Origin of the sequence: Herbiconiux sp. A18JL235 (assembly GCF_040939305.1) — a bacterium.
Classification (GTDB): Bacteria; Actinomycetota; Actinomycetes; order Actinomycetales; family Microbacteriaceae; genus Herbiconiux.
Map to the genome: position 1 here is coordinate 708,766 of NZ_CP162511.1, position 25,580 is coordinate 734,345.

25 protein-coding genes and 1 pseudogene are annotated in these 25,580 nt (G+C 71.0%); 18 read left to right on the forward strand and 8 right to left on the reverse strand.

All coding sequences use genetic code 11. The features are described 5' to 3' along the window. Positions 1 to 46: 46 nt before the first annotated feature. From ABFY20_RS03225 to ABFY20_RS03255, 7 genes are all read left to right on the forward strand, one after another. Positions 47 to 1,537 carry a PucR family transcriptional regulator ligand-binding domain-containing protein gene (locus ABFY20_RS03225; RefSeq protein WP_368498513.1) on the forward strand — a complete coding sequence of 497 codons (1,491 nt, stop codon included), beginning with the start codon at positions 47 to 49 and terminating at the stop codon, positions 1,535 to 1,537. Positions 1,538 to 1,577: 40 nt separating this feature from the next. Next, positions 1,578 to 1,946: a hypothetical protein gene (locus tag ABFY20_RS03230; RefSeq protein ID WP_368498514.1), complete on the forward strand. Its 369-nt coding sequence runs from the start codon at positions 1,578 to 1,580 to the stop codon at positions 1,944 to 1,946. Between the two features lie 46 nt (positions 1,947 to 1,992). After that, complete coding sequence (locus ABFY20_RS03235; RefSeq protein ID WP_368499859.1) at positions 1,993 to 3,534, forward strand: flavin monoamine oxidase family protein; 1,542 nt, start codon at positions 1,993 to 1,995, stop codon at positions 3,532 to 3,534. Further along, on the forward strand, positions 3,531 to 4,916 hold the full coding sequence (locus ABFY20_RS03240; RefSeq protein ID WP_368498515.1) for an NAD-dependent succinate-semialdehyde dehydrogenase: 1,386 nt from the start codon (positions 3,531 to 3,533) through the stop codon (positions 4,914 to 4,916). Before ABFY20_RS03235 ends, ABFY20_RS03240 begins: the two co-directional genes overlap by 4 nt. Before the next feature lie 39 nt (positions 4,917 to 4,955). After that, positions 4,956 to 5,252, forward strand: a complete 297-nt coding sequence (locus ABFY20_RS03245; RefSeq protein ID WP_368498516.1) for a putative quinol monooxygenase — start codon at positions 4,956 to 4,958, stop codon at positions 5,250 to 5,252. 278 nt (positions 5,253 to 5,530) lie between these two features. Next, complete coding sequence (locus tag ABFY20_RS03250) at positions 5,531 to 7,525, forward strand: DEAD/DEAH box helicase (protein ID WP_368498517.1); 1,995 nt, start codon at positions 5,531 to 5,533, stop codon at positions 7,523 to 7,525. Positions 7,526 to 7,530: 5 nt separating this feature from the next. Next, a complete protein-coding gene (locus ABFY20_RS03255; RefSeq protein ID WP_368498518.1) occupies positions 7,531 to 8,499 on the forward strand; it encodes a DMT family transporter in 969 nt (322 codons plus the stop codon). On the opposite strand, the gene ABFY20_RS03260 is transcribed toward ABFY20_RS03255, so the two are convergent. Together ABFY20_RS03260 and ABFY20_RS03265 are read right to left on the reverse strand one after the other, a co-directional pair. Continuing rightward, positions 8,496 to 9,293 (reverse strand): energy-coupling factor transporter transmembrane protein EcfT, encoded by a 798-nt coding sequence (locus tag ABFY20_RS03260; protein ID WP_368499860.1) that lies wholly within the window; start codon positions 9,291 to 9,293, stop codon positions 8,496 to 8,498. The genes ABFY20_RS03255 and ABFY20_RS03260 overlap by 4 nt on opposite strands. Positions 9,294 to 9,295: 2 nt before the next feature. After that, the gene (locus ABFY20_RS03265) at positions 9,296 to 11,239 is read right to left on the reverse strand and encodes an ATP-binding cassette domain-containing protein (protein ID WP_368498519.1); all 1,944 of its coding nucleotides are present in this window, start codon (positions 11,237 to 11,239) and stop codon (positions 9,296 to 9,298) included. 203 nt (positions 11,240 to 11,442) lie between these two features. On the opposite strand from ABFY20_RS03265, the gene ABFY20_RS03270 reads away from it, so the two are divergent. After that, positions 11,443 to 12,870, forward strand: a complete 1,428-nt coding sequence (locus tag ABFY20_RS03270; protein WP_368498520.1) for a hypothetical protein — start codon at positions 11,443 to 11,445, stop codon at positions 12,868 to 12,870. A 50-nt stretch (positions 12,871 to 12,920) separates the two neighbouring features. Here ABFY20_RS03270 and ABFY20_RS03275 read toward each other — a convergent pair whose 3' ends face one another. Then, entirely contained in the window at positions 12,921 to 13,505 is a 585-nt protein-coding gene (locus tag ABFY20_RS03275) for an ECF transporter S component (protein WP_368498521.1), read from the reverse strand. 121 nt (positions 13,506 to 13,626) lie between these two features. Here ABFY20_RS03275 and ABFY20_RS03280 point away from each other — a divergent pair, with 121 nt between their 5' ends. Genes ABFY20_RS03280 through ABFY20_RS03290 form a run of 3 tightly spaced genes read left to right on the forward strand, consistent with a single transcriptional unit; the run spans position 13,627 to position 15,235 of the window. Next, positions 13,627 to 14,193 carry an RNA polymerase sigma factor gene (locus ABFY20_RS03280; protein ID WP_368498522.1) on the forward strand — a complete coding sequence of 189 codons (567 nt, stop codon included), beginning with the start codon at positions 13,627 to 13,629 and terminating at the stop codon, positions 14,191 to 14,193. Further along, positions 14,190 to 14,852, forward strand: a complete 663-nt coding sequence (locus ABFY20_RS03285) for an Asp23/Gls24 family envelope stress response protein (RefSeq protein WP_368498523.1) — start codon at positions 14,190 to 14,192, stop codon at positions 14,850 to 14,852. The genes ABFY20_RS03280 and ABFY20_RS03285 overlap by 4 nt, the downstream gene beginning before the upstream one ends. 2 nt (positions 14,853 to 14,854) lie before the next feature. Further along, on the forward strand, positions 14,855 to 15,235 hold the full coding sequence (locus ABFY20_RS03290; protein WP_368498524.1) for a hypothetical protein: 381 nt from the start codon (positions 14,855 to 14,857) through the stop codon (positions 15,233 to 15,235). A 37-nt stretch (positions 15,236 to 15,272) separates the two neighbouring features. Here ABFY20_RS03290 and ABFY20_RS03295 read toward each other — a convergent pair whose 3' ends face one another. Beyond that, a complete protein-coding gene (locus ABFY20_RS03295) occupies positions 15,273 to 15,704 on the reverse strand; it encodes a PGPGW domain-containing protein (RefSeq protein ID WP_368498525.1) in 432 nt (143 codons plus the stop codon). A 160-nt stretch (positions 15,705 to 15,864) separates the two neighbouring features. Further along, positions 15,865 to 16,575, reverse strand: a complete 711-nt coding sequence (locus tag ABFY20_RS03300) for a hypothetical protein (protein ID WP_368498526.1) — start codon at positions 16,573 to 16,575, stop codon at positions 15,865 to 15,867. 172 nt (positions 16,576 to 16,747) lie between these two features. Here ABFY20_RS03300 and ABFY20_RS03305 point away from each other — a divergent pair, with 172 nt between their 5' ends. The 3 genes and pseudogenes from ABFY20_RS03305 to ABFY20_RS03315 form a co-directional block, all read left to right on the forward strand. Then, a complete protein-coding gene (locus tag ABFY20_RS03305; protein ID WP_368498527.1) occupies positions 16,748 to 16,957 on the forward strand; it encodes a hypothetical protein in 210 nt (69 codons plus the stop codon). Between the two features lie 2 nt (positions 16,958 to 16,959). Continuing rightward, the gene (locus ABFY20_RS03310) at positions 16,960 to 17,700 is read left to right on the forward strand and encodes a Fic/DOC family protein (protein ID WP_368498528.1); all 741 of its coding nucleotides are present in this window, start codon (positions 16,960 to 16,962) and stop codon (positions 17,698 to 17,700) included. Then, positions 17,697 to 18,128, forward strand: a pseudogene (locus ABFY20_RS03315) (DUF4265 domain-containing protein); the annotation flags it as partial. The gene ABFY20_RS03310 and the pseudogene ABFY20_RS03315, both read left to right, overlap by 4 nt. 66 nt (positions 18,129 to 18,194) lie before the next feature. Here ABFY20_RS03315 and ABFY20_RS03320 read toward each other — a convergent pair. After that, positions 18,195 to 18,458 (reverse strand): hypothetical protein, encoded by a 264-nt coding sequence (locus tag ABFY20_RS03320; protein ID WP_368498529.1) that lies wholly within the window; start codon positions 18,456 to 18,458, stop codon positions 18,195 to 18,197. Positions 18,459 to 18,502: 44 nt separating this feature from the next. Further along, complete coding sequence (locus ABFY20_RS03325) at positions 18,503 to 19,753, reverse strand: isochorismate synthase MenF (RefSeq protein ID WP_368498530.1); 1,251 nt, start codon at positions 19,751 to 19,753, stop codon at positions 18,503 to 18,505. 88 nt (positions 19,754 to 19,841) lie between these two features. Between ABFY20_RS03325 and ABFY20_RS03330 the strand changes: the two genes are divergently transcribed. Genes ABFY20_RS03330 through ABFY20_RS03340 form a run of 3 tightly spaced genes read left to right on the forward strand, consistent with a single transcriptional unit; the run spans position 19,842 to position 23,068 of the window. After that, a complete protein-coding gene (locus tag ABFY20_RS03330; protein ID WP_368498531.1) occupies positions 19,842 to 20,576 on the forward strand; it encodes a demethylmenaquinone methyltransferase in 735 nt (244 codons plus the stop codon). 4 nt (positions 20,577 to 20,580) lie between these two features. Next, the gene (locus ABFY20_RS03335; RefSeq protein WP_368498532.1) at positions 20,581 to 21,663 is read left to right on the forward strand and encodes a polyprenyl synthetase family protein; all 1,083 of its coding nucleotides are present in this window, start codon (positions 20,581 to 20,583) and stop codon (positions 21,661 to 21,663) included. A gap of 46 nt (positions 21,664 to 21,709) precedes the next feature. After that, entirely contained in the window at positions 21,710 to 23,068 is a 1,359-nt protein-coding gene (locus ABFY20_RS03340) for an FAD-dependent oxidoreductase (protein WP_368498533.1), read from the forward strand. Positions 23,069 to 23,162: 94 nt separating this feature from the next. On the opposite strand, the gene ABFY20_RS03345 is transcribed toward ABFY20_RS03340, so the two are convergent. Continuing rightward, positions 23,163 to 24,098, reverse strand: a complete 936-nt coding sequence (locus ABFY20_RS03345) for a DMT family transporter (protein ID WP_368498534.1) — start codon at positions 24,096 to 24,098, stop codon at positions 23,163 to 23,165. Between ABFY20_RS03345 and ABFY20_RS03350 the strand changes: the two genes are divergently transcribed. Next, a complete protein-coding gene (locus ABFY20_RS03350) occupies positions 24,097 to 25,551 on the forward strand; it encodes a PLP-dependent aminotransferase family protein (protein WP_368498535.1) in 1,455 nt (484 codons plus the stop codon). The two genes, ABFY20_RS03345 and ABFY20_RS03350, sit on opposite strands and share 2 nt — an antisense overlap. Positions 25,552 to 25,580: the final 29 nt, after the last annotated feature.

A 25,580-nucleotide genomic window follows, 5' to 3' on the forward strand; every position in this document is an offset into this window, starting at 1 on the left:
CCTCTGCCGATCTGGCACGCTCATCGTCTGTGTGCGACACTGTGGCATGCCCGTCACCGTGCGCGACCTCGTGCAGCACCGCCCGCTGAGCATCCGGATGCTCGCCGGCGACGACGGTGTCGAGCTGGGCTGGTCGAACTCCAGCGACCTCGACGACCCGAGCCCCTTCCTCGAGGCGGGCCAGCTGCTGCTCACGACGGGCCGCCAGTTCCTCGCCTTCGACGGTGTCGGGGACTACGAGGCCTACGTGGAACGGGTCGCGGCGGCGGGTGTCGTGGCCCTCGGCTTCGGCACCGAGGTGCTGCGGGCGGGAACCCCCGCCGAGCTGATCGAGGCCTGCGAGTCGGTCGGGATAGCGCTCGTCGAGGTGCCCTACGCCACCCCGTTCATCGCGGTGAGCCGTTTCGTCGCCGACCGAATCGCCGCCGAGCAGCGCCGGCTGCTCGAGTGGGCGCTCGCCGCCCAGGAGTCGATCTCGCGGGCGGTGCTCGGCTCGGGCGGGCTCGCCGCCGCGGTCGACAGCGCGTCGCGCGCGCTCGGCTGCCCACTCGCGGTGCTCGACCCCGACGGAGCCGTGCTCGAAGGGGCGGCTCCGAGCTGGCTGCGCGAACGAGCCGTGGCGCTGCTGCGCCGCGGCACCCGCGCGCGCGACCATGGCGACGACGACCGTGGCTCGTGGTCGGTGCAGACCCTCGGCCACTCCGGGAGGCTGCTCGGAGCCGTGGTCGCGGTGCGCTCCGACCCGCTCACCGCGGCCGAGCTCTCCGTCGTCACCCTGCTCACCGCGCTCACCGAACTCGCCCTCGAGCACGCCGAAGACCAGCGACTCGGCTTCCGTTCGGTGGCGCAGCAGCTCCTGGCGCTCCTGCGCGACGGGCGCGTCGACGCGGTGCGCCGCGCCCTCGACCACCTGCCTGCCCAGCTGCCGGCCGAGCCGTTCCGCATCCTCGCCCTCAGCGCCGCCGAGGTGGCGCCCACCCTCCGCGATTCCCTCGAGCGCATGGCGGCGGGCCGCGGCCGGCGGTTGTTCGTGGTCGAGCACGACGCCCAGCTGCTGCTGTTCGTCGACGGCACCAGCCGGGTCGCCGTCGAATCCCGCCTCGCCGAGAGCGAGACCAGGGCGGGCCTGTCGTCGGAGGCGCGCTGGCGCACCCTCGACGAAGCGCTCTCCCAGGCCGTCGCGGCGCTCGCGGGGGCTGCTCCCGCCCGCATCCTGGCCTTCGACGAGTTGATGGCGGGCACCGTGCTCGGGCTCCTCACCGAGTCGCGGGTGGCCGAGCTCGCACGGTTGCGGCTGGGCGCGCAGCTGGCGACTCCCGACGGGGCGGCGAGGCTCGGCGAGGCCGCCGTATGGCTCGCGCACAACGCGGTGTGGGATGCCGCGGCCCGCGAGCTCGGTCTCCACCGCCACACCCTGAAGCTGCGCATGTCGGAGCTCGGGCGCGACCTCGACCTGCAGCTCGACACCTTCCGTGGCCGGGCGGAGTTGTGGGCGATGCTCGTCGCTCTCGACCTCGCTCGAAGCTCGCTTCGATAGGGTCGGGGCGACAACGACACCCAGCGAACAGGACATCACCATGCCCCGCATCACCATCATCCTCGGCGCCGTTCTCATCGTCCTGGGGTTGATCGGCTATGTCGCCACCGAGTTCGCGAGCTGGACCGCCCTCATCCCCTCCATCCTCGGCGCACTCCTCATCGTGTTCGGCCTCGTCGGCGTCAAGCGGCCGAAGATCGGCATCCACGTCGCGCTGGTGGTCGCGCTCCTCGGCATCGTCGGAACCTTCATGAACGTGCTGAAGATCGGCGAGGTGTTCGCGGGAACCGCCGAACGACCCGTGGCCGTGGTGCTCAGCACCATCACCTTCGTGCTCCTCGTCGTGTACGTCGCGCTCGGCGTGCGCTCCTTCATCGCCGCGCGTCGGGGTCGATCCGTCACGGCGTGAAAACGCTGGGTGACTGTCGATTCCGACGGTCAACGTGCCATCATGGTTGCGACTTCGTCATCGATGGGGTCTCAGAACTACGGAAAGAGTCGTGATGGAACAGCTGGAGAAAGACGTCGTCATCGTGGGGGCGGGAGCGACCGGGCTCACTGCTGCCGTTGCCCTGCAGCGGGCGGGCCTCTCGGTGATCGTGCTCGAGGCGCGTGACCGCATCGGCGGCAGGCTGTGGACGAACCACATCGACGGGCAGATGTTCGAGATCGGCGGCCAGTGGGTCTCGCCCGACCAGACCGCGCTGCTCGAGACGCTCGACGAACTCGGGCTGGAGACCTACTCCCGCTACCGTGAGGGCGAGAGCGTCTACATCGGCACCGACGGCGTGGCCAAGCGCTTCACGGGCGACATCTTCCCCGCCAGCGAGCGCACCGAGGCCGAGATCGAGCGGCTCATCGCCGTGCTCGACGAGCTCGTCGCCCAGACCGACCCGGCCGCCCCGTGGGAGCATCCGCACGCAGAGGAGTTCGACCGCATCTCCTTCCGCTCCTGGCTCGAGTCGCAGAGCGACGACGCCGAGGCGCGCGAGAACATCGCCCTGTTCATCGCCGACGCCATGCTCACGAAGCCCGCTCACGCGTTCTCGCTGCTGCAGGCCCTTCTCATGGCGGCCAGCGCGGGGAGCTTCAGCCACCTCGTCGACGCCGACTTCATCCTCGACAAGCGCGTCGTGGGAGGCCTGCAGCAGGTGCCGTTGAAGCTCGCCGAGACCCTGGGCCTTGCCGACGTGCGCCTCTCGCAGCCGGTGCGGCGCATCCGCTGGTCGTCGGCCGCGCTGCCCGACGGCGCCGTCGAGGGCGAGCCGGTGGAGGTGTTCACCGACGAGCTCGTGGTCACCGCGAAGCGCGTCATCGTCGCGGTGCCGCCGAACCTCTACAACCGCATCGAGTACGCCCCCAATCTGCCGCGCCTGCGCCAGCAGTCTCAGCAGCACCAGTCGCTCGGCCTCGTCATCAAGGTGCACGCCACCTACGAGACGCCGTTCTGGCGCGAGGCGGGCCTCTCGGCCACCGCCTTCAGCCCCTACCAGCTGGTGCACGAGGCCTACGACAACACCAACCACGGCGAGAGCCGCGGCACCCTGGTGGGCTTCGTCTCCGACAAGAAGGCCGACGACGTGTTCCTGCTGCCGGCCGAGGAGCGCAAGCGCCGCATCCTCGAGTCGCTCGCCGCCTACTACGGCCCGCAGGCGCTCGAGCCCGTCGTGTACTTCGAGAGCGACTGGGCCGCCGAGGAGTGGACCCAGGGCGCCTACGCGGCTAGCTTCGATCTGGGCGGACTCACCCGCTACGGGGCACTGCAGCTCGAACCGGTGGGGCCGCTCCGCTTCGGGTCGAGCGATCTCGCGCCCGAGGGGTACCAGCACGTCGACGGCGCCATCCGCGTGGGCCGCCGGCTCGCCGCCGAGGTCGCGGAGTCGCTGAACGGCGGCGACGCGGCCGGCAGCGCACCGGCACCCGGCACCGCCGGCGCCAGCACCGCATCCGTCACCGCAGCATCCACCGCCACCGTCACCGAAGGAGCAACCGCATGAGCAGCCTCTACGCCGTCGTCGACCCCGCCACCGGCGAGACCCTGAGCGAGTACCCCACCATCACCGACGGGGAGCTGCAGGCCGCAGTCGCCTCCGCCTCGGAGGCCTTCGAGGGTTGGTCGCGCCGGGCGCCGGTGGCCGACCGCGCCAAGCTCATCGCGCGCGTCGCCGAACTGCACACCGAACGTCGTGAGGCGCTCGCCGAGATCGCCGTGCGCGAGATGGGCAAGCCGCTCGAGCAGGCGCTCGGCGAGGTCGACTTCGCCGCCGCCATCTACCAGTACTACGTCGACAACGGCGAGACCTTCCTCGCCGACGAGCCCATCGAGCTCTCCGACGGCAGCGGCTCGGCGTTCGTCCGCCGCGCGGGCATCGGGGTGCTGCTCGGCATCATGCCGTGGAACTTCCCGTACTACCAGGTGGCTCGGTTCGCCGGGCCCAACATCGTCGCGGGCAACACCATCCTGCTGAAGCACGCCCCGCAGTGCCCCGAGTCGGCGGTCGCCATGCAGGAGATCTTCGAGCAGGCCGCGAGCGAGCTCGGTGCGCCCTCGGGCGTGTACGTCAACATCTTCGCCAGCAACGAGCAGATCGCCGAGGTCATCGCCGACCCGCGCGTGCAGGGCGTGTCGGTGACGGGCTCGGAGCGGGCGGGAGCCGCGGTCGCCGAGCTCGCCGGCAAGCACCTCAAGAAGGTCGTGCTCGAGATGGGCGGGTCCGACCCGTTCATCCTGCTCTCCACCGACGACCTGGATGCGGCGGTGCAGGATGCGGTGAACGCCCGCCTCGACAACAACGGCCAGTCGTGCAACGCCGCCAAGCGCTTCGTCGTCATCGACGGGCTCTACGAGGAGTTCGCGAAGAAGTTCACCGAGGTCTTCACCGCCGTGCAGCCCGCGCCGCCGATGGCCGACGGCACCGAGCTCGGCCCGCTGTCGTCGACCGCCGCCGCGGAGCGGCTCGGCGAGCAGGTCGACCGGGCGGTCGCTCAGGGCGCCACGGTGCTGGCGGCAGGCTCGCGCTCGGGCAACTACTTCGGGCCCACCGTGCTCGCCGACGTCACCCCCGAGATGGACGCCTACCGCGAGGAGTTCTTCGGCCCCGTCGCCGCGCTCTACCGGGTGGGCTCCGAGGAGGAGGCGGTGCGGCTCGCCAACGACACCCCGTTCGGTCTCGGCTCCTACGTCTACACCACCGACCAGGAGCAGGCGCTCCGGGTCGCCGACGCGATCGACGCGGGGATGGTGTGGATCAACCTCGTGCTCGGCGATGCCGCAGAACTGCCGTTCGGCGGAGTGAAGCGCTCGGGCTCGGGCCGTGAGATGGGCCGCTTCGCGCTCGAGGAGTTCGTGAACAAGAAGCTCATCCGCATCGCCGGCTGAGCCCTGTCGGCCGTTCGGGCGAGTGCCTAGGCTGAGCACATGATCGTGATCTCTGTGCTCGAACTGCGGCTCAAGCCCGAACGGGTCGGCTCGGCCGACGACATCCTCCGCGACACCCTGAACGACACCCGCGCGAGGCCCGGGTGCCTCGGGGTGGAGGTGGCGATCGACGTCGACGACCCCGCCCACATCGTGGTGGTCGAGAAGTGGGAGTCGCTCGAGGCCGACGACGACTACCGGGCTTGGCGGGCGAGCCCCGAGGGGGCGAGCGCGCTGGGCTCGGTGATCGCGGAGGCGCCGGCACTCAGCCGGTCGCTGCTGCGCGACGACATCTGAGGTCTCCGGGTCGGGGCGTCGTGAGCGGCGGATGCGGCGCATCCGTCGACTTCTGGTGCGCGGTCGTGTAACGTTGGTCAGTCGGCTCTAGACACCGCGAGTTGCATCGCGGAAGGGTTTGTAAGTCTGGTGGGCCGGTTTCCCAGTCAGTGCGCTGTTGCGCTGGTCACTGGTGAATGTCGCGTACGACACGGCCCCGGGGTACAGAATCCGGGTTCACGAAAGCACTTCCAGCTTGCGCTGGGGTGTGCGCATCACGAGATAACCCGGAAAGAATCATGCCCAAATCGCACAAGTCCGGCGGCTTCAAGCCCGCCAAGAACTACGACCCCCGCGCCGCGAAGAGCGGCACCAAGGCCGGCAGTCGGAGCCCCGGCCACCGCGGCTACCGCCCCGTCGAGGAGGAGCCGCGCAAGGCCCGTTGGAACGCCGACGAGCGTGCAGCCCGCGGTGCGGCGCCGAGCTCGCGCGGAGAGCGCGACCGTTTCTCGCGTGACGAGCGCCCGGCGCGTACCGATCGCTTCTCTCGCGATGACCGTCCGGCGCGCACCGACCGTCCTGCCCGCGATGATCGTTTCTCGCGTGACGACCGCCCGGCGCGTGCCGACCGTTTCTCCCGCGACGACCGTCCGGCTCGTGACGACCGTTCGGCGCGTACCGATCGCTTCTCTCGCGATGACCGACCGGCGCGCACCGACCGTCCTGCCCGCGATGACCGTTTCTCGCGTGATGACCGTCTGGCGCGCAATGACCGTTTCTCGCGTGATGACCGTCCGGCCCGTGACGACCGTTTCTCGCGTGATGACCGTCCCCGCTACGAGAAGCCCAGCCGTGAGAACGGGTTCAACCGCTCAGGCCCCCGCGCCGGTGGGTTCGAGCGTCGCGACGACCGGCCCGCACGCGACGACCGGCCCGCCCGCGACTCCCGTGGCACCGCCGGCCGCGGCTTCGACCGCGACCGCGACGCACGCGGCCCCCGCGACTCCTCCTTCTACCCGTCCCGCGACGCCAAGTCCGCTCCCGCCTTCCACGGCGACGACGACGTGGTGCTCGAGCGCCTCGAGGCGCAGGCCATCACCGCCTCCGACGTCGAGGGCGTGACCTTCGCCGAGCTCGGTCTCGGCGGCAACATCACCCGTGCCCTCGCCGAGCTCGGCGCCGAGCGTCCCTTCCCCATCCAGGCCGCGACCATCCCCGACGTGCTCGCCGGAAAAGACGTGCTCGGCCGTGGCCGCACCGGCAGCGGCAAGACCATCGCCTTCGGCGCCCCGCTGGTCGAGCGCCTGATGGAGAACGGCGGCGGCGCGAACCGCAAGCCGGGCCGCAAGCCCCGCGCGCTCATCCTCGCCCCCACCCGCGAGCTCGCCCTGCAGATCGACCGCACGGTGCAGCCCATCGCCCGCTCGGTAGGCCTGTTCACCACCCAGATCTACGGCGGTGTGCCGCAGCACCGTCAGGTGGGTGCGCTGCAGCGCGGTGTCGACATCATCATCGGCACGCCCGGTCGCATCGAAGACCTCATCGAGCAGCGTCGACTCGACCTCTCCGAGGTCTCGGTCACCGTGCTCGACGAGGCCGACCACATGTGCGACCTGGGCTTCCTCGAGCCGGTGCAGCGCATCCTGCGTCGCACGAAGTCGGGCGGCCAGAGGCTGCTGTTCTCGGCGACCCTCGACAAGGGTGTCGCCGCGCTCGTGAACGAGTTCCTCGTCGAGCCCGCCGTGCACGAGGTCGCGGGCGAAGACCAGGCGTCGTCGACCATCGACCACCGTGTGCTGATCGTCGACCACCGCGACAAGGGCGCCGTCATCGAGCAGCTCGCCGACCGTGAGGGCAAGACGCTCATCTTCGCCCGCACCCGCGCCTACGCCGAGACGCTCGCCGAGCAGCTCGAAGACGCCGGGTTCCCGGCGACGAGCCTGCACGGCGACCTCAACCAGTCGCGCCGCACCCGCAACCTGCAGCTGCTCACGAGCGGCCGGGTGAACGTGCTGGTGGCGACCGACGTCGCGGCCCGCGGCATCCACGTCGACGACATCGACCTCGTCATCCAGGCCGACGCGCCCGACGAGTACAAGACCTACCTCCACCGTGCCGGCCGCACCGGCCGCGCGGGCAAGAAGGGCACCGTCGTCACCATCATCGGTCGCAGCCGCGGCCGACGGATGCAGGAGCTGCTCGGCCGCGCTGAGATCGAGGCCGAGATGGTCACCGTGGTTCCGGGCGACCGGCTCGTGAGCGAGCTCGCTGCCGACGCGACCCGGGCGAACTGACCCGGATGGCAGCACCCGCCGTCGGCGCGCCGCGCGCGAGCCGCCTGCCGCTGTGGCTGGCGATCGTGGTCGCGGTCGTCTGCGGCGTGCTCATGGCGACGCAGTCGCGGGTGAACGGCGAGTTCGGCAAGCGCATCGGCGACGGGTACACGGCGGCGGCCATCAGCTTCGGCATCGGCCTCGTGATCGTGGCGGTGATCGTCGCGTTCACGCCCTCGGCGCGGCACGGTGCCCGCACCGCGCTGCGCGAGGTGCGCGAGCGGAGGCTGCCGGCCTGGATGCTGCTCGGCGGCATCGGCGGCGCGGTCTTCGTGCTCTCGCAAGGGCTCGCCTCAGCGCTCGTCGGCGTCTCGCTGTTCACCATCGCGTTCATCGGCGGGCAGACCATCTCGGGCCTCGTCGTCGACCGCGTGGGCATCGGGCCGGGCGGTCGCCGCTACCTGACCCCGCGGCGGGTGCTGGGCGCCGGCATCGCGTTCGCCGTCGTCGTCTGGTCGGTGGTGGCGCACGTCGATCCCGAGATCCCGGTGTGGCTCCTGCTCCTCCCCTTCGCCGCCGGGTGCGTGCAGGCGGTGCAGCAGGCCGTGAACGGACGCGTCGCCGCGGTGGCGGGTTCGGCCGTGAGCTCGACGCTGTTCAACTTCTGCGCCGGCACCGCGGTGCTCGTGCTGATCGCCCTGGTGCATGCGGGCCTCACGGGCGGCTTCCCCGCCTCCCTCCCGACCGAGTGGTGGCTGTATCTCGGCGGTCCGCTCGGCGTCGCGTTCATCTTCGGGCTCTCGACCGCCGTGCGTACCACGGGCGTGCTGCTGCTCAGCCTGTGCTCCATCTCGGGCCAGCTGCTCGGCTCGATCGCCATCGACCTCATCGCCCCCGGCTCCGGCCACGGCGTCGACTGGACCACCCCGATCGCCGCCGTGCTCGTCGTGGTGGCGGTGCTCGTCGTCTCGCTGCCCTCGCGCGGCCGGCTCTAGGCGCCCAGCGTCACGACGATCGCGGCGGTCGCCGCCCAGAGCAGCAGCACGAACACCCCGTCGCGCACGCGGAACGGCACGAGGTGCCGCTCGGTGCGGGTGGGGTGGGCGCCGAAGGCGCGCGAGTCCATCGCGAGCGCGACCCGCTCGGCGTGGCGGATGCCGCCCGCGAGCAGCGGCACCACGTAGCCGACCCACCGTCGCGCCGCCGCGATCGGCCCGCGCCCCCTGGCCATGCCGCGCACGCGGTGCGCCTGCCTGATGAGCTCGAGCTCGTGCCCGAACCGCGGCACGAAGCGGTAGGCCGCGAGGGCGGTGTACCCGACCCGGTACGGCACGCGGAGCTGCTGCACGAGCGCCCGCACCAGGTCGGGGCCCGAGGTCGTGAGCCCGGCGACCAGAGACAGCATCACGATGCCGACGAGCCGGGTCGCGGTCGTGGCCCCCACGACGAGCGCCCCGAGGGTGAAGTCGAAGTCGCCCACCGACACCAGCACGGGCGATCCGTCGACCCGCTCGCCGTCGGCCCACAGCCCGAAACTCACCGTGAGCACCGCGGTGGCCGCGGGGAGGGTGAGGAGCAGCAGCACAAGCGTGCGCCCCGAGAGGTGCGCGCCGGCGACGATCAGCACCAGCGCCAGCCCGATCAGGGCGAGCGGCACCGCGAGCTCGTGCGCCACGATCAGCACCACCATGCCCGGCAGCACCCCGGCGATCTTCGCGAGCGGGTTGAGTCGGTGCAGGAAGCTCAGCGGGCCGTGCCCGACACGACCGGCGTACGGGTCGACGGCGATGCTCACGATCCGGGCTCCGCCCCGAGGTCGGCGAGCCGGGCGACCCGGTGCCAGCGCGCATCCGTCGCCGCCTGCACGGCTCGCACGAGCGGCGGTGCCTGCAGCCCGGCGGCCTCCAGCGCCCCGGAGCCGAACACCTCGCCCGTCGTGCCCTGGGCGACGACGCGGCCCCCGGCCAGCACGGCGACCCGATCGGCGTGCTCGGCGACGAGCTGCAGGTCGTGCGTCACCACGAGAACCGTGGTGCCGGCGCGGTGCAGCTCGTCGAGCACGGCGAGCAGCTCGGCGGCGCGTGCCCTGTCCTGCCCGAAGGTGGGCTCGTCGAGCGCGAGCACGGGCGCTCCGGCGATCAGCGCCGTGCCCACCGAGAGGCGGCGCTTCTGCCCGCCCGAGAGGAGGTACGGATGCTCGTCACGCGCCTCCGAGAGACCGAACCGGTCGAGCATGAGGTCGACTCGCTCGTCGATCTCGGGAGCGGCGAGGCGTTGCAGCTTCAGGCCGTGGGCGAGCTCGTCGGCAACGGTCGTCGTGATGAACTGGTGCTCGGGGTTCTGGAAGACGAAGCCGATCGTGCGGGCGAGCTGACGCGCATCCGCTCGCGAAGGATCGAGCGAGAGCACCTCGACGCGGCCGCGGGGTGGGGTGGCGACACCGGCGATCGCCTGCAGCAGCGTCGTCTTGCCCGCACCGTTCACCCCGACGAACGCCACGAACTCGCCGCTCTCGACCTCGAGGTCGACGCCGTGCAGGATCTCGGTGCGCCCGCGGGCGACGGTGAGGCCCGACACGCGGATGGCGGGGGAGCGCTCGGCGCGGGAGGCGGGGGAGCCCGAGCCCGCCCGCGGGTCGCGGAGTGCCGCGTGGGCCGCGCCATCGGCGTGAGCGGTGGCGATGCCGTCGGCGGGGTGGGTCGCGTCAGGGGTGGGGGAGGTGGTGGCGCTGTCGGCGGGGTGGGTCGCGTCAGGGGTGGGGGAGGTGGAGGCGCTGTCGGCGGGGTCGTTGGCGCCATGGGTGCGGGAGGCGGCGGCGCTGCCGGACGTGACTGCTGCGCCCTCGGTGGTGGGGGTGACGGATGCGCGCGGCAGGGCGTCGAGGCAGGCGGTCAGCTGGGCGGGGGTGAGGGGGAGCTCGGCGAGCGGCTCGCCGGCCGCGCGCAGGCGGAGACCGGCGAGGAGGGCGGTGGGCAGCCAGACACCCAGCGCGAGCAGGTCGTCGACGTTGCCGCGCAGCACTTCGGCGGCCGGGCCGTCGAAGGCGAGCCGCCCAGTCCGGTCGAGCACGACGACCCGGTCGACGAGTTCGATCGCGGCGTCGAGATTGTGCTCGATGAGCACGAGGGCGTGGTCGCCCCGCTGCACCAGCTCGCCCAGCACGGCGTAGACCTCGTCGATGCCGAGCGGGTCGAGGTTCGCTGTCGGCTCGTCGAGCACGATCACCGGGGAGCGCAGCGCGAGCGCGCAGGCCAGCGCCAGCCGTTGCCGCCCGCCGCCGGAGAGTCGGTCGGGGTTCTCCACACGCCTTTCCCACAGCCCGACCTGTCGCAGGGCGGTCTCGGCACGCTCCAGCACCTCGTTCACCGGCAGCAGGAGGTTCTCGGGGCCGAAGCACACCTCGTCGAGAACCGTGCCCGTCACGATCTGGGCATCGGGGTCTTGGAAGACCATCGACACCTGCTCGCTCAGCCGGGCCACGTCGGTGTCGCGGGTGGAGACGCCGGCCACCTCGACGGTGCCCTCGAGCTCGGCCGGGAAGGAGTGCGGCACGAGCCCGTTCAGCGTGAGCGCCAGGGTCGACTTGCCGCTCCCCGACGGGCCCAGCACGAGCACGACCTCGCCCGGATGCACGTCGAAGCTCACCCCGTCCGGCGTCGGCGAGGTGCTTCCCTCGTGCAGCACGCCGGCGTCGACCACACGCACGATCGGTCGGGCGGGAGGGCGGAGGGTCACCCCCCTAGCTTAGGCAAGCCTTGCCAACATCGAGGGCGCTCTCGGGCTCCAGGATGCGACCGCTTTCGATGCGTACGGATGGGACTTCTCGTCTCGTACTGGGTTTTTCCAGCTCGTTCGGGTTATCGTAGGGAGGTTGATTGATCACGAAACGGTAACGCGGCGTGATCGAACCCCGACAGAGACCCGGAAGCACTGAACGTTTGACCAGCCCTGACTCGACTCCCGGCGCCCACGCGCCGCTCGAAGAGAACCCTCGTGCTGGCGCATCCGCCCCCCTCTCCCGACGTGAACTGCGGGAACAACGCGCCGCCGCCGAGCGCGAAGCGGCCCTCTCGGCAGCCGAGCTCGATGCCCCTCTCACGCGCCGCCGCCTGCGCGAACTGCGGCGGCAGGAGATCGCCGAGCTCGAGATCGCCGCGGTCGGTTCGGCGCCCCTCGAGCCCGGCATCGAGCTGCCGCTGGAGCCGGTGACGGCCGAGGCGCTCGCCGACCCCGTGCATCCGGCGCCCCTCCACATCGCGACGCCGCAGATCTCCAAGCCGCGCGTCGACGCGCCGACGAGCGACGAGCGACGGGTCGCCGTGACGCAGTTCGCCGCGCAGTTCGACATCGCCGCAGTGATCAAGGCCGAGGCGCCGCTGCAGATCGAAGCCCCGAGCCAGCTCGACGCCACCCTCCCGGTCGAGGTGCGACGCGAGGCCCCCACCCGTCGCGAGCTCCGCGCCGCGAGCCCGTCTCCCCGCGACCCTCGTTCGGCCGGCTCCACCCGCCCGTCGCGCGACGCCCGCCCGCCGCGGGATGCGCGCCAGGGCCGCGCATCCGGTTTGCGTCGCAATTGGGCCAAGGGCGCGCTCACCGGTGTCGCCATGGCCTTCGTGCTCGGCATCACCGCCGTCACCGCCATCCCCACCACCGTCTCGGCGAGCCCCGTCGACGCCAACGTGGTGAACCTCAGCCTCAACGCGAACGCGAACGCCGAGACCCAGCAGCTCATCACCTCGAACGCCGCCTCCACTGAGGTCGTCGACCGCGACGGCTACGCCGTCTCCGACGTGGGCGAGCTGCAGGCGGCCGGGTACTCCACCGCGCAGCTGCTCGTCGGCCGGTCGCTGGCGCAAGAACTCGTCGACGCCATGGACTCCGGCAAGCTCGTGGGGTCGGTGCCCGACCACATGAAGGAGATCCGCTGGATCGCCCAGGGCGTCACGGTTCCCGACTGCGGTGTCGACTACCGGGTGCTCGAGATCATCGCGATCGCCGTGCGCAACTTCGATCAGGTGGGCGTGAGCGACATCAACCGCAAGTGCACCGGCCAGATCGAGGGTGCGGGCACGAGCTCGTCGCACTACATCGACGGCGGCGGCCACGCTGTCGACTTCTACCTCCTCGACAACAAGAGCCTCAACGGCTACGACGCGGGAACGCTGAAGCTCATCAGCCTGCTCGACCCCGTGATGCCGGTCGGCGCCCGGGTCGGTCAGGCCAGCTGCCGCGCCTCCGCCGGCGTCAAGGTGAACCTCACCAACTGGACCGAGTTCGACGACTCCTGCACCCACATGCACGTCGACGTGCCGGTCAACGACGCCCCGCTGCTGCTCAACGCCGACACCCTCGGCACGGGTCGCTGAGGTTCGGTCTCCCCTGCGTTCGCCGGCAGGCGCCGCACCGACTGGGGCGGTCAGGCCCGGCCGCGACCGGTGTGCGCCGACCGCGCGGGCCGCGCGGGCCGTGCGACACCGCGGGCAACCCCCGTCGCCGCCAGCGCCTTGGCGAGTGCCAGCGCAAGCAGCGTGAAGACGATCGGTGACGCCAGCGAGCCGACGAGCAGGATGGTCGTGCCGACCCCGTCGAGGTCGTTCGCGCCGACCAGGCGGTACATTCCGACGGCGAGGATGACGCCAGACAGCGCACCGCCGGCGACGAACAGCCACACCGGCCAGACGCGGTAGCGGAACACGAGGAACGGCAGCTCCTGCACGGCGCCGATGCCGAGCGCGATGAGCGCGGCGAGGAAGCCCAGAGGTTGGAAGGCGGCCGACACCAGGCCTGAGAGCACGCCGACGAGGAGCGCCACACCGCCGCGCCGGTAGAGCGCCTGCGCGATGGCGCCCGGCACGAAGTACACGCCGAGCGTGAGGCCGTACAGCACCGGGATGACCGCGTTCACGGTGCCGCCGATGTACGAGTTGACGATGAACAGCAGTCCGCCGGCCACCCCGATGGCCGCGCAACTGAGGAGCAGGCGCGTGCTCGTGTTCTTCATGTGTCCTCCGTGACGAGCTTACGGGCTGCGAGCATCCGCTTCGTCGCTGCTGTTCTCCGGGCGTGCACTTCATGGGAGAGTCGCTGGTGAGACACCGTGCGCGACGTCAGGAGGAGGTGCGATGACCGACCCCGCCGGGCCGTCGGGGCTCACCGAAGCCCCCGACCGCATCCTCGCCGGGCGTGCCGCCGACGGTGATCTGCGTGCGTTCGAGGTGCTGGTGCGGCGGCACGGGCCGCTCATGCGCGCCTATGCCACCCGTCTGCTCGGGTCGAACTCCGAGGTCGACGACGTGGTGCAGGAGAGCTTCATCACGGCCTGGGAGAAGCTGCCGCAGCTCGCCGACCTGTCGGCCGTGCGTGCTTGGCTCATGCGCATCACCAACCACAAGGCGATCGACCGCATCCGGGCCCGGCACGACGACAAGCCGATCGCCGACTGGGACGACGCCGCGCCGGAGTCGCTGGCGCCCGACCGCCAGGCCTTCGCACACTCCCGCCGGGAGAGGCTGCTCGCGGTGCTCGACGGCATGCCGGAGGCGCAGCGGCAGTGCTGGGTGATGAAGGAGGCGGGCGGTTTCAGCTACGAGGAGATCGCCGAGGAGCTCGGCGTGCCGCCGTCGACGGTGCGCGGGTTGCTGTCGAGGGCGAGGAAACATCTGATGATCGAGATGGAGGGGTGGCGATGAACGCACACGACGGCGATGCTCCCGTCTCGGGCGACGACCACCGCGACGAGGTGAGCGCCCTCGACGACCCCGCCCGCGACGAGGTCATCGAGCTGCTGAGCGGCTACCTCGACCGCGGCGAGGCGCCCCCCGCCGAGCTGCTGCAGTCCTCTCCCGAGAACCAGCTGGCGCTCGCGGCACTGCAGCGGGTGCGCGAGGCGGCGGGCCTGCTCGTCGACGTCGACGCCGACGGCGGGGGAGCGCCCGAGGGGTGGGTCGAGGGCATCCTCGGCAACCTCACCCGCGAGGTGCGGGCGGGGCGGTCGATCCCGCTCTCCCACCCGTCACCGCGCGCCTCGCTGAGTCTCACCGAGGGAGCCGTGCGCGGCCTGGTGCGGGCGGTCGGCGACCAGATCGACGGCATCCTCGTGGGCCGCTGCGTGCTCGATGGCGACGTGACGGTGCCCGGCAGCCCGGTCGTCGTTAAGGTCGAGGCGAGCGTGTTCTGGGGTGAACCCATCCCCGAGAGCGCCGAGCGGCTGCGCGCCGCCATCGCCGGGGCGCTGCTGCAGCACACCGAGCTGAGCGTCGAGGCGGTCGACGTCACCATCACCGACGTGCACCTGCGGCGAGACCCCGGTCTGCCCGGCGGCGCACCGGTCACAGGGAACGGAGAGTGACGATGAGCGACGAGATCGTTCCTGTCGAGATCATTGCCGGCGAGGTGGCCGAGCCCCTCGGCGACGCCGAGCTGGCGCACGAGATCGAGGCCGCAGTGCTCGCGGTTCCCGGAGTGCTGCAGACCTACGACGGTCGCAGCACGATGGGTGCGGTGCTCGCCGGTGCGGCGGCCGTGCTGCGCAAGACGGATGCGCCCCAACCCGTCATGCTGCGCCGCACGGGTGACACGGTGTCGGTGGCCGTGCGCATCGCGGTCGGCGGGGGGCGGCTCGCCGCCGACACCTGCCGCGAGGTCTACTCCGTCGTGTCGGCGCTCGCCGAGGCCAGGCTCGGCGCCTCAACCGTGGTCGACGTGTCGGTCGAGGTGGCGCGCATCGCCTGACGCCGGGTGCCTGACGTCGTGCGCGGCGCGGTTCGGCTCAGGCGGGTTCGGTGGGGTGCACGACGATCACAGTCGGCTCCTCGGCCTTGTGGGCTCGTCGCCGGTCTCGCGCATCCTTCGCCACACCCGCGGCCTTCTTCGCAGCCGCCGTCGCCTTCACCCGCGCGACTTTGGCACCCTCGAACTCGGTCGACAGGATGCCCAGCCCACCGAGCGCGACCAGCGCCCCCGGCCCGGGCAGCGGAATCATCACGACCCCGAGCGCCACCGTGCCACCCCCGACGACCCCCACCCCGGCGCGATACACGCGATCGGTCGTGGGGTTGCTCCGGATGCGCTCCCGCGTCCCCTTCGCAGCCCGCGTCGCCGTGCGCCCGATAGACCGCCCGACCGCCTTCCCCAAGTTCTTCGCGGCGGTCGGTACATCGTCGTGCGCAGCGTTACCTTCTCCGGACGTATTGGCGCTCATGCCCCCAACGCTAAGCCGCCCACCCGAGAACCGACCCAGAAGGCGGTCATGGCACACATTGCAGCCAGATGCTCTGCGAGCGATCCGTGCGATGAAACGCATTCGTGATTATCTGGACACATGAGATTCCGCAGGACCTGCCGCACGTCATCCCGCGACGCTAGCGGCCAGCCACCAGAGCGGCGATCGAGTGATCCAGGTGCAGATTCTTCGGATCGAGGCCGCTCGAGAATTGCACCCCCTGGGCTCCCACGAGTCCGTGCTGCCACCCGCGGTAAAGAGTGTGCCACCAGCGCATGATGCTAAGGAGCATCCGTCGGCGGCTCGTCGCAAGGACCTCGTCTGTCAGATGTGCCCACCCTCCGACTTCGGTGATTGCGCGGTGCTCGGCCTCATCCCACGAGGCCCACGGCGGATCGTCCTGGGCGGCCCGACCCCGCAGTGCATCCAGGTCGCGATACCGGCCAGGAGTTGCTGCCCATCGATCCAGCGCGAGGAGGATATCTCTCCAAAACGGATCGGCTAAAACCTCGTCGATGAGACCTCGCATGTAGGCATTTGCAGTCTGGGCCCCAACCGTGTACGCGTCGAATACTTTCGTGTTCAACTCGCCGAGCGCGTGTCCAGATGCTCCCGATCCAAACCTCGGGTCTATCTGTCGACCGTGATTCTCTTCGTTCAGCCAGAGCGTGACCTTCAAGGTGCGCTCTACCCCTTGTGACAATGGTGTGAATGCTGCGCCGGGTTGGCGAGCCTGCCATTTCGGGCTCACGACCTGGTTCAGGCCGACTGCGAGGAGTTCCGTTGCTGTGGAGAGCTCGCTAGCAAGATGATGCGCGCGCAGCACCTGCTCGTTGGGGCGATTCACCATACGAGCAGACTAGAGCGCTGCCGGATGCACCGGCGTATCTCTGACATCACCCTTGACGCCTGCCGTCCACAACCTCTCCGCATGCCGTTCCCGAAATCGCATCTGCAGAAACTGCAATCGTCGAGGTATCGGACTGATCGAGTAAAATAGTGAGAGTCAGATTGGAGCCGTCATGAGCATCGCGCATGCACGCACCGCACCCTCCGTCGATCAGGTCGACGTTGAGCGCCGGATGAGCTTCGCTGACGCTGCTCTTGGAGCGGCCGGCCACGAGGTCACCGACCCCGCTGTGCGGGCAATCAGTCGGCGCCTGGCCGCCGCTGAGGTCACGGGGGAAGAGGCCGCTGCGCTTGTCAAAGCGCAGCTTCTCGGCACCCGCTGATTGTGGCGAAGGGCTTTCGTACCTGGGATGACTATTTCATCCCAGGTACTTCCGTCTTGAAGAACATCGAGGGTATCGCTGATGGCGACCTGCTGCGTCGTTACGAGGAGGCTCAGGCACATGTGCGGCTCGTCGAGCTGGCCGATGCGCGCCTGCCGGCGACGTTCGACTACGCCCACATGAAGGCCATCCATCGGCACATCTTTCAGGATGTCTATGAGTGGGCGGGGGAAGAACGCGTGGGACCCGTGGGGTTCATGTCGAAGGACGGCCACTCGTACTACCCCGCCGGCCCCGGCTTGACCGAAGCGGCTCACGCCGAGTACCACAAGCTCGCGAGCAAAGACTTCCTCCGCGGCCTCGACGAAGACGAGTTCGTCGATGAGCTCGCGGAAGCGTGGGGAGAGTTGAACGTCATCCACAGCTTCCGTGAGGGCAACACCCGCGCGCAGTTCGTGTTCTTCTCACAGCTCGCTGAGAACGCCGGATTCCGGATCGACACTGACGCTTTCACCATCGGTTCGCCGCTCCGCGACGAGTTCGTGGCCGCACGGTTCCATAGTCAAGACACCGGTAGCAACGCCCGGCTGGCCGACGTGCTGTCGAAGGCCATCGAGCCGATCCACCGAGGGCCGGGTGCGCCGTTTGCGTTGCGCTTCGGGCGACGAAAGCGGTCGGCGAATCAGGAGTTCGGCGCGGGCGACGGGCACCAGAGACGGCGAACGGAGGCCGAGAGATCGTGACGGATGCGGACCGGTATGCGCTGCACGAGCGACCGGCCTGGCGCGACAGGGCAGACTTCATCTTCGACGCGACCATTCCGGATGCCACTCGGCCCCGCACGATCGAGCAGCTCTGGGGTCGCCGGATCGGGGACCTGGTGGAACTGTGCTGCATCCCGTTCTACCTGTACGACGTCAATCTCGGCGACCACGTCCGCATCACCGAGGACTTCATGCTGGCGGGCGTGGCGGTGGACCAAGGCCACTACACCTTCCGTGCGTTCCTCAGCCAGGCCGACCCTAGAGTTGCGCGCAGGCTCGAAGAAGACGTGGTGTCGCATGGTGGCGTGATGGAGTGGTACTCGGAACGCTTCCTGGCGATCGACGTGCCGGGGCAGGAACTCGCCCGCGCACTGTCAGGCGTTCTGGCGGCGTACCGGGAGGAGGGTCTGCTGGAGTACGAGACGGGAAGGTCAGCGGACCCGGCATCGGGAGCTGGGCACTCGCCACGCCCCTCAGAGGAGGAAGAGGAGTGCGAGGGTGCCGCCGAGGACGGCGGTCGCGATGAGGAGCAGGGCGACGCGGGTGAGCGGGGTCCAGGCGGGGGTCTTCTCGTGGCGGGCCGCTCGGCGACGGACGGCGAAGAGGGTGGCACCGGCGCCGACGGCGACGAGGCCGGCGATGGCGGTGCCGATGAGGAAGCCGCCGCGGAGGCACGCGAACGCGAGCAGCAGCGCGATCATCGCCGTCGACAGCGCCGTGCGCTGCCACGCGATCACCGTGCGCTCGGGCTCCTTCGAGGAGCCGCCGAGCTTCCTCGCGCTCAGCCGAAGGCCTCGACGATGGGGCGGAACTTCATCTTCGTCTCGAGGTACTCCCGCTCAGCATCCGAATCGGCGACGATGCCGCAGCCGGCGTACGCGGTGATGTCGCCGTTCTCGTCGACCTGCGCCGAGCGCAGCGCCACCGCCCACTCGCCGTCGCCGTCGGCGCCCACCCAGCCCACCGGGCCGGCGTAGCGGCCGCGGTCGAAGGGCTCGAGCTCGTCGATGAGGGCGAGGGCGTCGGGGGTCGGCGTGCCGGCGACGGCGGCCGTGGGATGCAGCGCGGCGATGAGGTCGAGCGAGGTCGACCCGTCGGAGAGCGTTCCCACCACATCGCTCGCGAGGTGCCACAGGTTCGGCAGCTTGAGCGTGAACGGCAGCTCGCTGGTGACCAGGTTGCGGCTGTGCGGCCTGAGCGCGGCGACCACGCTGGTCACCGCGAAGCCGTGCTCGTCGAGGTCTTTCGCGCTCGTGGCCAAGGCGACGGCCCTATCGTGGTCGGCCTCCGCATCCGCCCCCCGCGAGGTGGTGCCCGCGAGCACCCGCGCCTTCACGGTGCCGTGCGAGACGCTCACCAGGGTCTCGGGGCTCGAGCCGACGAAGCCGTCGACGGCGTAGGTCCAGCAGTCGGGGTAGCCGAGCGCGAGATCGGTGAGGGGCCGCCGCAGGTCGCCACCCGCGGGCAGGTGACCGGTGAGATCGCGCGCCAGCACCACCTTGCTGAGCTGGTGGTCGGCGATGCGGGCGACCGCCGCATCCACAGCCTTTCGGAACGCTTCGGGGGTCATCGCCCCGGGCAGCAGCGAGATGCGGTACTCCTGGCCGAGCGGGCGGGCGACGGGCATGGCGACGTCGCCGGCGGGCTCGTCGTCGACCGTGACCCTGGTCATCCAGTAGCTGCCGTCGCGCTTGCCGAGCAGCAGTCGGGGCACGATGAGCACGCTCGTGGCCGAGGAGCGGTCGGCGAAGGCGAAGCTCCCGAACGCGACCAAGCCGGTGCCGGGCAGCTGCAGCGGATCGCTCACGGTCGCCCGCTGCACCACCTCCCGCCACGCCCCGCACGCGTCGACCATGCGGTCGGGCCCGCTGAACTCGAGGCGCAGCGCCTCGCCCACCCCGGCGATGCCCTGGCCCTTGCGCATCCACACCAGCGGATGCCGCGGGTCGAGCAGGGGGAGGAGGAGCTTCAGGTCGTCGACCTTCGTCGTCTCGACGCGAAGCCGGGCACCAGGATGCGCTGTATCGCTCACCGAATCAGCTTACGGCCGCCGGGGCGCGACCGGGCGGGGTGCAGGCCGTCCCGAGCGGCCGTGCAGCAAACGACCATAAACTGTGGGGGTGACTAAGGCAGACCTCACCAAACGACCCGAGCAGGTCTCTGCCATGTTCGACCAGGTGGCAGCGCACTACGACCGCACCAACGACGTGCTCTCGGTGGGCAACGCGGTGCTCTGGCGCGTGGCGACCACCCGGGCCGTGAACCCCCGACCCGGCGAGAAGGTGCTCGACCTCGCGGCCGGCACGGGCACCTCGAGCGCCTCGCTCGCGAAGAGCGGCGCCCACGTGGTGGCTGCCGACTTTTCGCCCGGCATGATCGACGTCGGCCGCCGGCGTCAGGCCGCCGTGCCGAACATCGAGTTCGTCGTGGCCGACGGCATGAACCTGCCGTTCGATGACGAGAGCTTCGACGCCGTCACCATCTCCTTCGGCCTGCGCAACATCGTCGACCCGAAGGTCGCCCTCGCCGAGTTGTACCGGGTCACGAAGCCCGGCGGCCGCATCGTCATCTGCGAGTTCTCGAAGCCCGTCAAGCCGCTGCGCTCCGCCTACTACTGGTACCTGCGCCGCATCATGCCCACGCTGGCGAAGGCCGTCTCGTCGAACGTGCCCGCCTACGACTACCTCTTCGAGTCGATCGCCGCCTGGCCCGACCAGAAGCAGCTCGCCGGGTGGCTGCGCGACGCCGGGTTCACCCGCGTCGGCTACCGCGACCTGAGCGCCGGCATCGTCGCCCTGCACCGGGGCGTGAAGCCGACGGATGCTGCGGCACCGCTCGGCGCCGGGGAAAAGTAGGCTGATGTCCGTGCCCTCCCGCCTTCGCCGTGCCCCCGGCCGGTCGACTCCCCTCACTCTCGCCGACCGACTGTTCTCCACCGGCGACGACCGTCGCACCGCTCGTCTCATCGAAGACAGCATCGAGCAGCTCGAAGAACGGCTGACCACCGAGACCCGCTTCGCCGGCGGCATCGTCGACGCCGTCTCGAAGTACCTGCTCGAGGCTGGCGGCAAGCGTGTGCGCCCCACCCTCGCCTTCCTCACCGCCCAGCTCGGCGACGGCGTCACCCCCGAGGTCATCACCGCCGCCGCCTCGATCGAGCTCACCCACCTCGCCTCGCTCTACCACGACGACGTGATGGACGACGCCGACCAGCGCCGCGGTGTGCCGAGCGCCCAGTACAAGTGGGGCAACTCGGTCGCCATCCTGGCCGGCGACCTGCTGTTCGCGCGGGCCAGCGCCCTGCTCGCCCAGCTCGGGGAGCGGGCCATCCGTCTGCAGGCCGACACCTTCGAGCGCCTCTGCCTCGGCCAGCTGCTCGAGACCATCGGCCCCGCCGAGGGCGACGATCCCGTCGACCACTACATCAAGGTGCTCGCCGACAAGACCGGCTCGCTCATCTCGGCCTCCGGGCAGCTCGGCGTCATCTTCTCGAACGGGTCGGCCGCCTACGAGCAGCCCGTGCGCGACTTCGGCGAGAAGGTCGGCATCGCCTTCCAGCTCGTCGACGACGTCATCGACATCGCCCCGAACGACGAAGACACCGGCAAGACGCCCGGCACCGACATCCGCGCGGGTGTCGCTACTCTGCCCGTGCTCTACCTGCGGCGCGCGGCTGCGGGCGGCGGCACGACCCCGGCCGAGGCCGCCGACGCCGCAGGCCTGCTCGAGCGGCTCACGCCCGACGCGCTCGAGGCCGCCGGGCCCAAGGGCTCCGACGAGACCATCCGCCTGCTCCGCGAGCACCCGGTGACCCAGCGCACCGTCGACGAGGCGCGCCGCTATGCCCGTGAGGCGGTCGAGGCGCTCGCGCCGCTGCCGGAGGGCACCGTGAAGAAGACCCTCATCCGCTTCGCCGACACCGTCGTCGAACGCACCAGCTGACCCCTGGCGGCCGTCCGCCGCCGATCCCCGACCGAAGGAACACTCTGTGACCAAGCTCCGTTTGGCCATCGTGGGTGCCGGCCCCGCCGGAATCTACGCCGCTGACCTGCTCGTGAAGGCCGAGCGTCAGTTCGACGTCTCGATCGACCTGTTCGAGCAGCTGCCCGCCCCCTACGGACTCGTGCGCTACGGCGTCGCTCCCGACCACCCCCGCATCAAGGGCATCATCACCGCGCTCCGCGAGGTGCTCGACTCCGGCGTCATCAGGTTCTTCGGCAACGTGCGCTACGGCGTCGACATCACCCTCGACGACCTCAAGCAGCACTACAACGCCGTCATCTTCGCCACCGGCGCCATCCGCGACGCCTCCCTCGCCATCCCGGGCATCGACCTCGAGGGCTCCTACGGCGCCGCCGACTTCGTGAGCTGGTTCGACGGCCACCCCGACGTGCCGCGCACCTGGCCGCTCGAGGCCGAGTCGGTGGCGGTGATCGGCAACGGCAACGTAGCGCTCGACATCTCGCGCATCCTCGCCAAGCACGCCGACGACCTGCTCGTCACCGAGATCCCCGAGAACGTCTACGAGGGGCTGAAGGCCTCTCCGGTCACCGACGTTCACGTCTTCGGCCGTCGCGGCCCCGCGCAGGTGAAGTTCACCCCGCTCGAGCTGCGCGAGCTCGGTGAGATGAACGACGTCGACATGATCGTTCACGACGAGGACTTCGAGCTCGACGAGGCCTCGAAGGCGGCGATCGAGTCGAACAAGCAGGTCTTCGTCATCAACAAGGTGCTGAACCAATGGCGCGAGCGACCCGTGGGCCAGGCCTCGCGCCGCCTGCACCTGCACTTCTACGCCAAGCCGCTCGAGGTCGTGAGCGACGAGAACGGGCGGGTCGCCGCGATCCGCTACGAGCGCACCGAGCCCGACGGTGCGGGCGGTGTGCGCGGCACCGGCGAGGTGCGCGAGCTCCCCATCCAGGCCATCTACCGCGCGGTGGGCTACTTCGGCTCGCCGCTCGACGGCATCCCGTTCGACGAGCGGCACGGCGTCATCCCGAACCACGAGGGCCAGGTGCTGGGCGACGACAACGAGATCGTTCCCGGCGTCTACGCCACCGGCTGGATCAAGCGCGGACCGGTCGGCCTCATCGGCCACACCAAGTCCGACGCCATGGAGACCGTCGGGCACCTCGTGCGCGAGCAGGCCAACTGGTGGACCCCGGCCGAACCCGCCGAGGAGGCTGTGCCCGCCCTGCTCGAGTCGCGCGGCATCGAGTACACCGACCTCGAGGGCTGGCACAAGCTCGACCAGCACGAGCTGTCGCTCGGCGAGACGGATGCGCACCCCCGCGTGCGCGTGAAGGTCGTGCCCCGCGACGAGATGGTGACCATCTCGCGGGCCTGACCCACCCCGGCGCGCGCGGGCGCGCATCCGTCGACCCGGTCGGGTGGGCTCGGATCGGCGTGGGCCGGTGCTCCCCGGCTCGGGCTGACGCGGGTCAGGACCGACGGATGCGCGACCGCACCGCCAGAGCGGCGCACGCCACGACGGCCAGCGCGCCGACGGCCGTGGTGACGGTGAGCGGCTCGCCGAGCAGCAGCGCCGCCCACACCAGGGTGAGCACCGGCTGCACCAGCTGGATCTGCCCGATCGACGCGATCGGCCCGATGGCGAGCCCGCGGTACCAGGCGAAGAACCCCAGGAACATGCTCACCCCGGCGAGGTAGGCGAACGCGAGCCAACCCTCCGGTGGGGCGGCGGGCGGATGCTGCAGCACCGACACGCCCGTGAGCGCGAGCATCACCGGCGAAGCGGCAAGGAGCGCCCAGCAGATCACCTGCCACGAGCCGATCTCTCGCGCGAGCAGGGCGCCCTCGGCATAGCCCGTGCCCGCGGCGACGACGGCGCCGAGCAGTAGCAGGTCGGAGACGTGCAGTCCGCCGAAGCCGCCCGACTCCACGACCGTGAAGGCGATCACCGCGCCCGCGCCCGCGATCGACGCCACCCAGAACAGGCGGCTCGGGCGTTCGCGCCCCCGCAGCACCGCCACGACGGCGGTGGCGGCGGGCAGCAGCCCGATGACGACGGCGCCGTGGCTGGCGGGCGCGGTCTGCAGGGCGAACGAGGTGAGGAACGGGAAACCCACCACCACCCCGGCGGCGACCATCAGGATGCGCGGCCACAGCCGGCGCGCGGGGAGCGGTGAGCGGGTGACGGCGAGCACGACGGCCCCGAGCGCGGCCGCCACCACCGCGCGGCCGGCCCCGACGGCGAGCGGATCGATCGTCTGGACGGCGATCTTCGTGAACGGCAGCGTGAACGAGAAGGCGAGCACGCCGGCGAAGCCCCAGATCACTCCGGCGGCTCGCACACGTGCCGGGGCGGGCGGTAGCGGTCGGGATCGCGCGGTAGTAGCGCTATCATCAGGCTTCATGAGTCAGAGTAGCAGTTCGGGGCGGATCGCCGACGAGCTCCGCCGCGAGGTCGCCGGGCTGCCCGCCGGCAGCTGGCTCCCCTCCACGCGCGCTCTCGTCGAGCGCTTCGCCGCGAGCCCGGTGACGGTGCAGCACGCCGTGCGGGCGCTGGTGCGCGAGGGCCTCGTCGAGTCGCGCCCCGGAGCGGGCACCTTCGTGCGTCGCGCACGGCCGGCGGCTCGCGCCGACCTCTCGTGGCAGACAGCCGCCCTCGGAGCCGTGCGAGCCCAGGGCGCCGCGGTCGGGTCGACGCTGCAGACCCCCTCCGACGAGGTGATCGCGCTGCACAGCGGGTACCCGGTCGACGATCTCCTCCCGGTGCGCGCGGTGCAGAACGCCCTGGCGAGGGCCGCCCGCTCGCGCAGCGCGCTCGACCGGCCGCCCGCATCCGGTCTCACCGAACTGCGCTCCTGGTTCGCCGAAGAGCTCGCCGAGGCGACACCCGCCCACGGCTCGGCGCCGACCGCCGCCGACGTGGTGGTGATGCCGGGCGGGCAGAGCGCCTTGTCGTCGGTGTTCCGCTCGCTCGGGCGGCCCGGTGACGCGATCATCATGGAGTCGCCCGGCTACTGGGGTGCGATCGCGGCGGCGCGGCAGGCGGGGCTCGAGGTGGTGCCGGTGCCGCGCCGGCCCTCGGGCGGCGGCGCCGCCGTCGACCCGGTGGAGCTGGCCGAGGCGTTCGAGCGCAGCAGGGCGCGCCTGTTCTACGCCATGCCGCACGCCGCGAACCCCACCGGCACCAGCTGGTCGAGCACCGACGCCTCGGCGATCCTCGACGTGGTGCGGGCGCACCGCGCCTTCCTGGTCGAAGACGACTGGGCTCACGACTTCGCCCTCGAGCAAGCGGTACGTCCCGTCGCCACCAGCGACCCCGACGGACACGTCGTCTACGTGCGCTCGCTCACGAAGAGCGTGTCGCCCGCCGTGCGCATCGCGGCGGTGGTGGCGCGCGGTGCTGCGCGGTCGCGCATCCTCACCGACCGCGTGGTCGACGGTCTCTACGTGAGCGGCGTGCTGCAGACGGCAGCGCTCGAGGTCGTCTCCTCACCGGCCTGGCAGCCGCACCTGCGACGGATGCGCGACCAGCTCCGCTCCCGGCGCGACGCCCTGGCGGGGCTCGTCGACGAGCTCCTGCCGCCGGGAACGCTCACCGCGCTGCCGCGCGGCGGACTCAACCTCTGGCTGCGCCTGCCCGACGGCGTCGAGTCGACCGCCTACGTCGAGGCCTGCGCCCGCGCCGGCCTTCTCATCTCGCCGGGGCCGGAGTGGTTCCCGGCCGAAGACCCGGAGTCGCACGTGCGCCTCAATTACTCCGGGCCCGACCCGGCGCGCTTCGAGGAGGCGGTGCGCATCCTGGCGCGGGAGCTCGAGCGGTTCGGGGATGCCGGATTGCAGGGATTGCGCGAACGTTGAAGGGCCCTGAGACACTGTCGGCGCGGTGT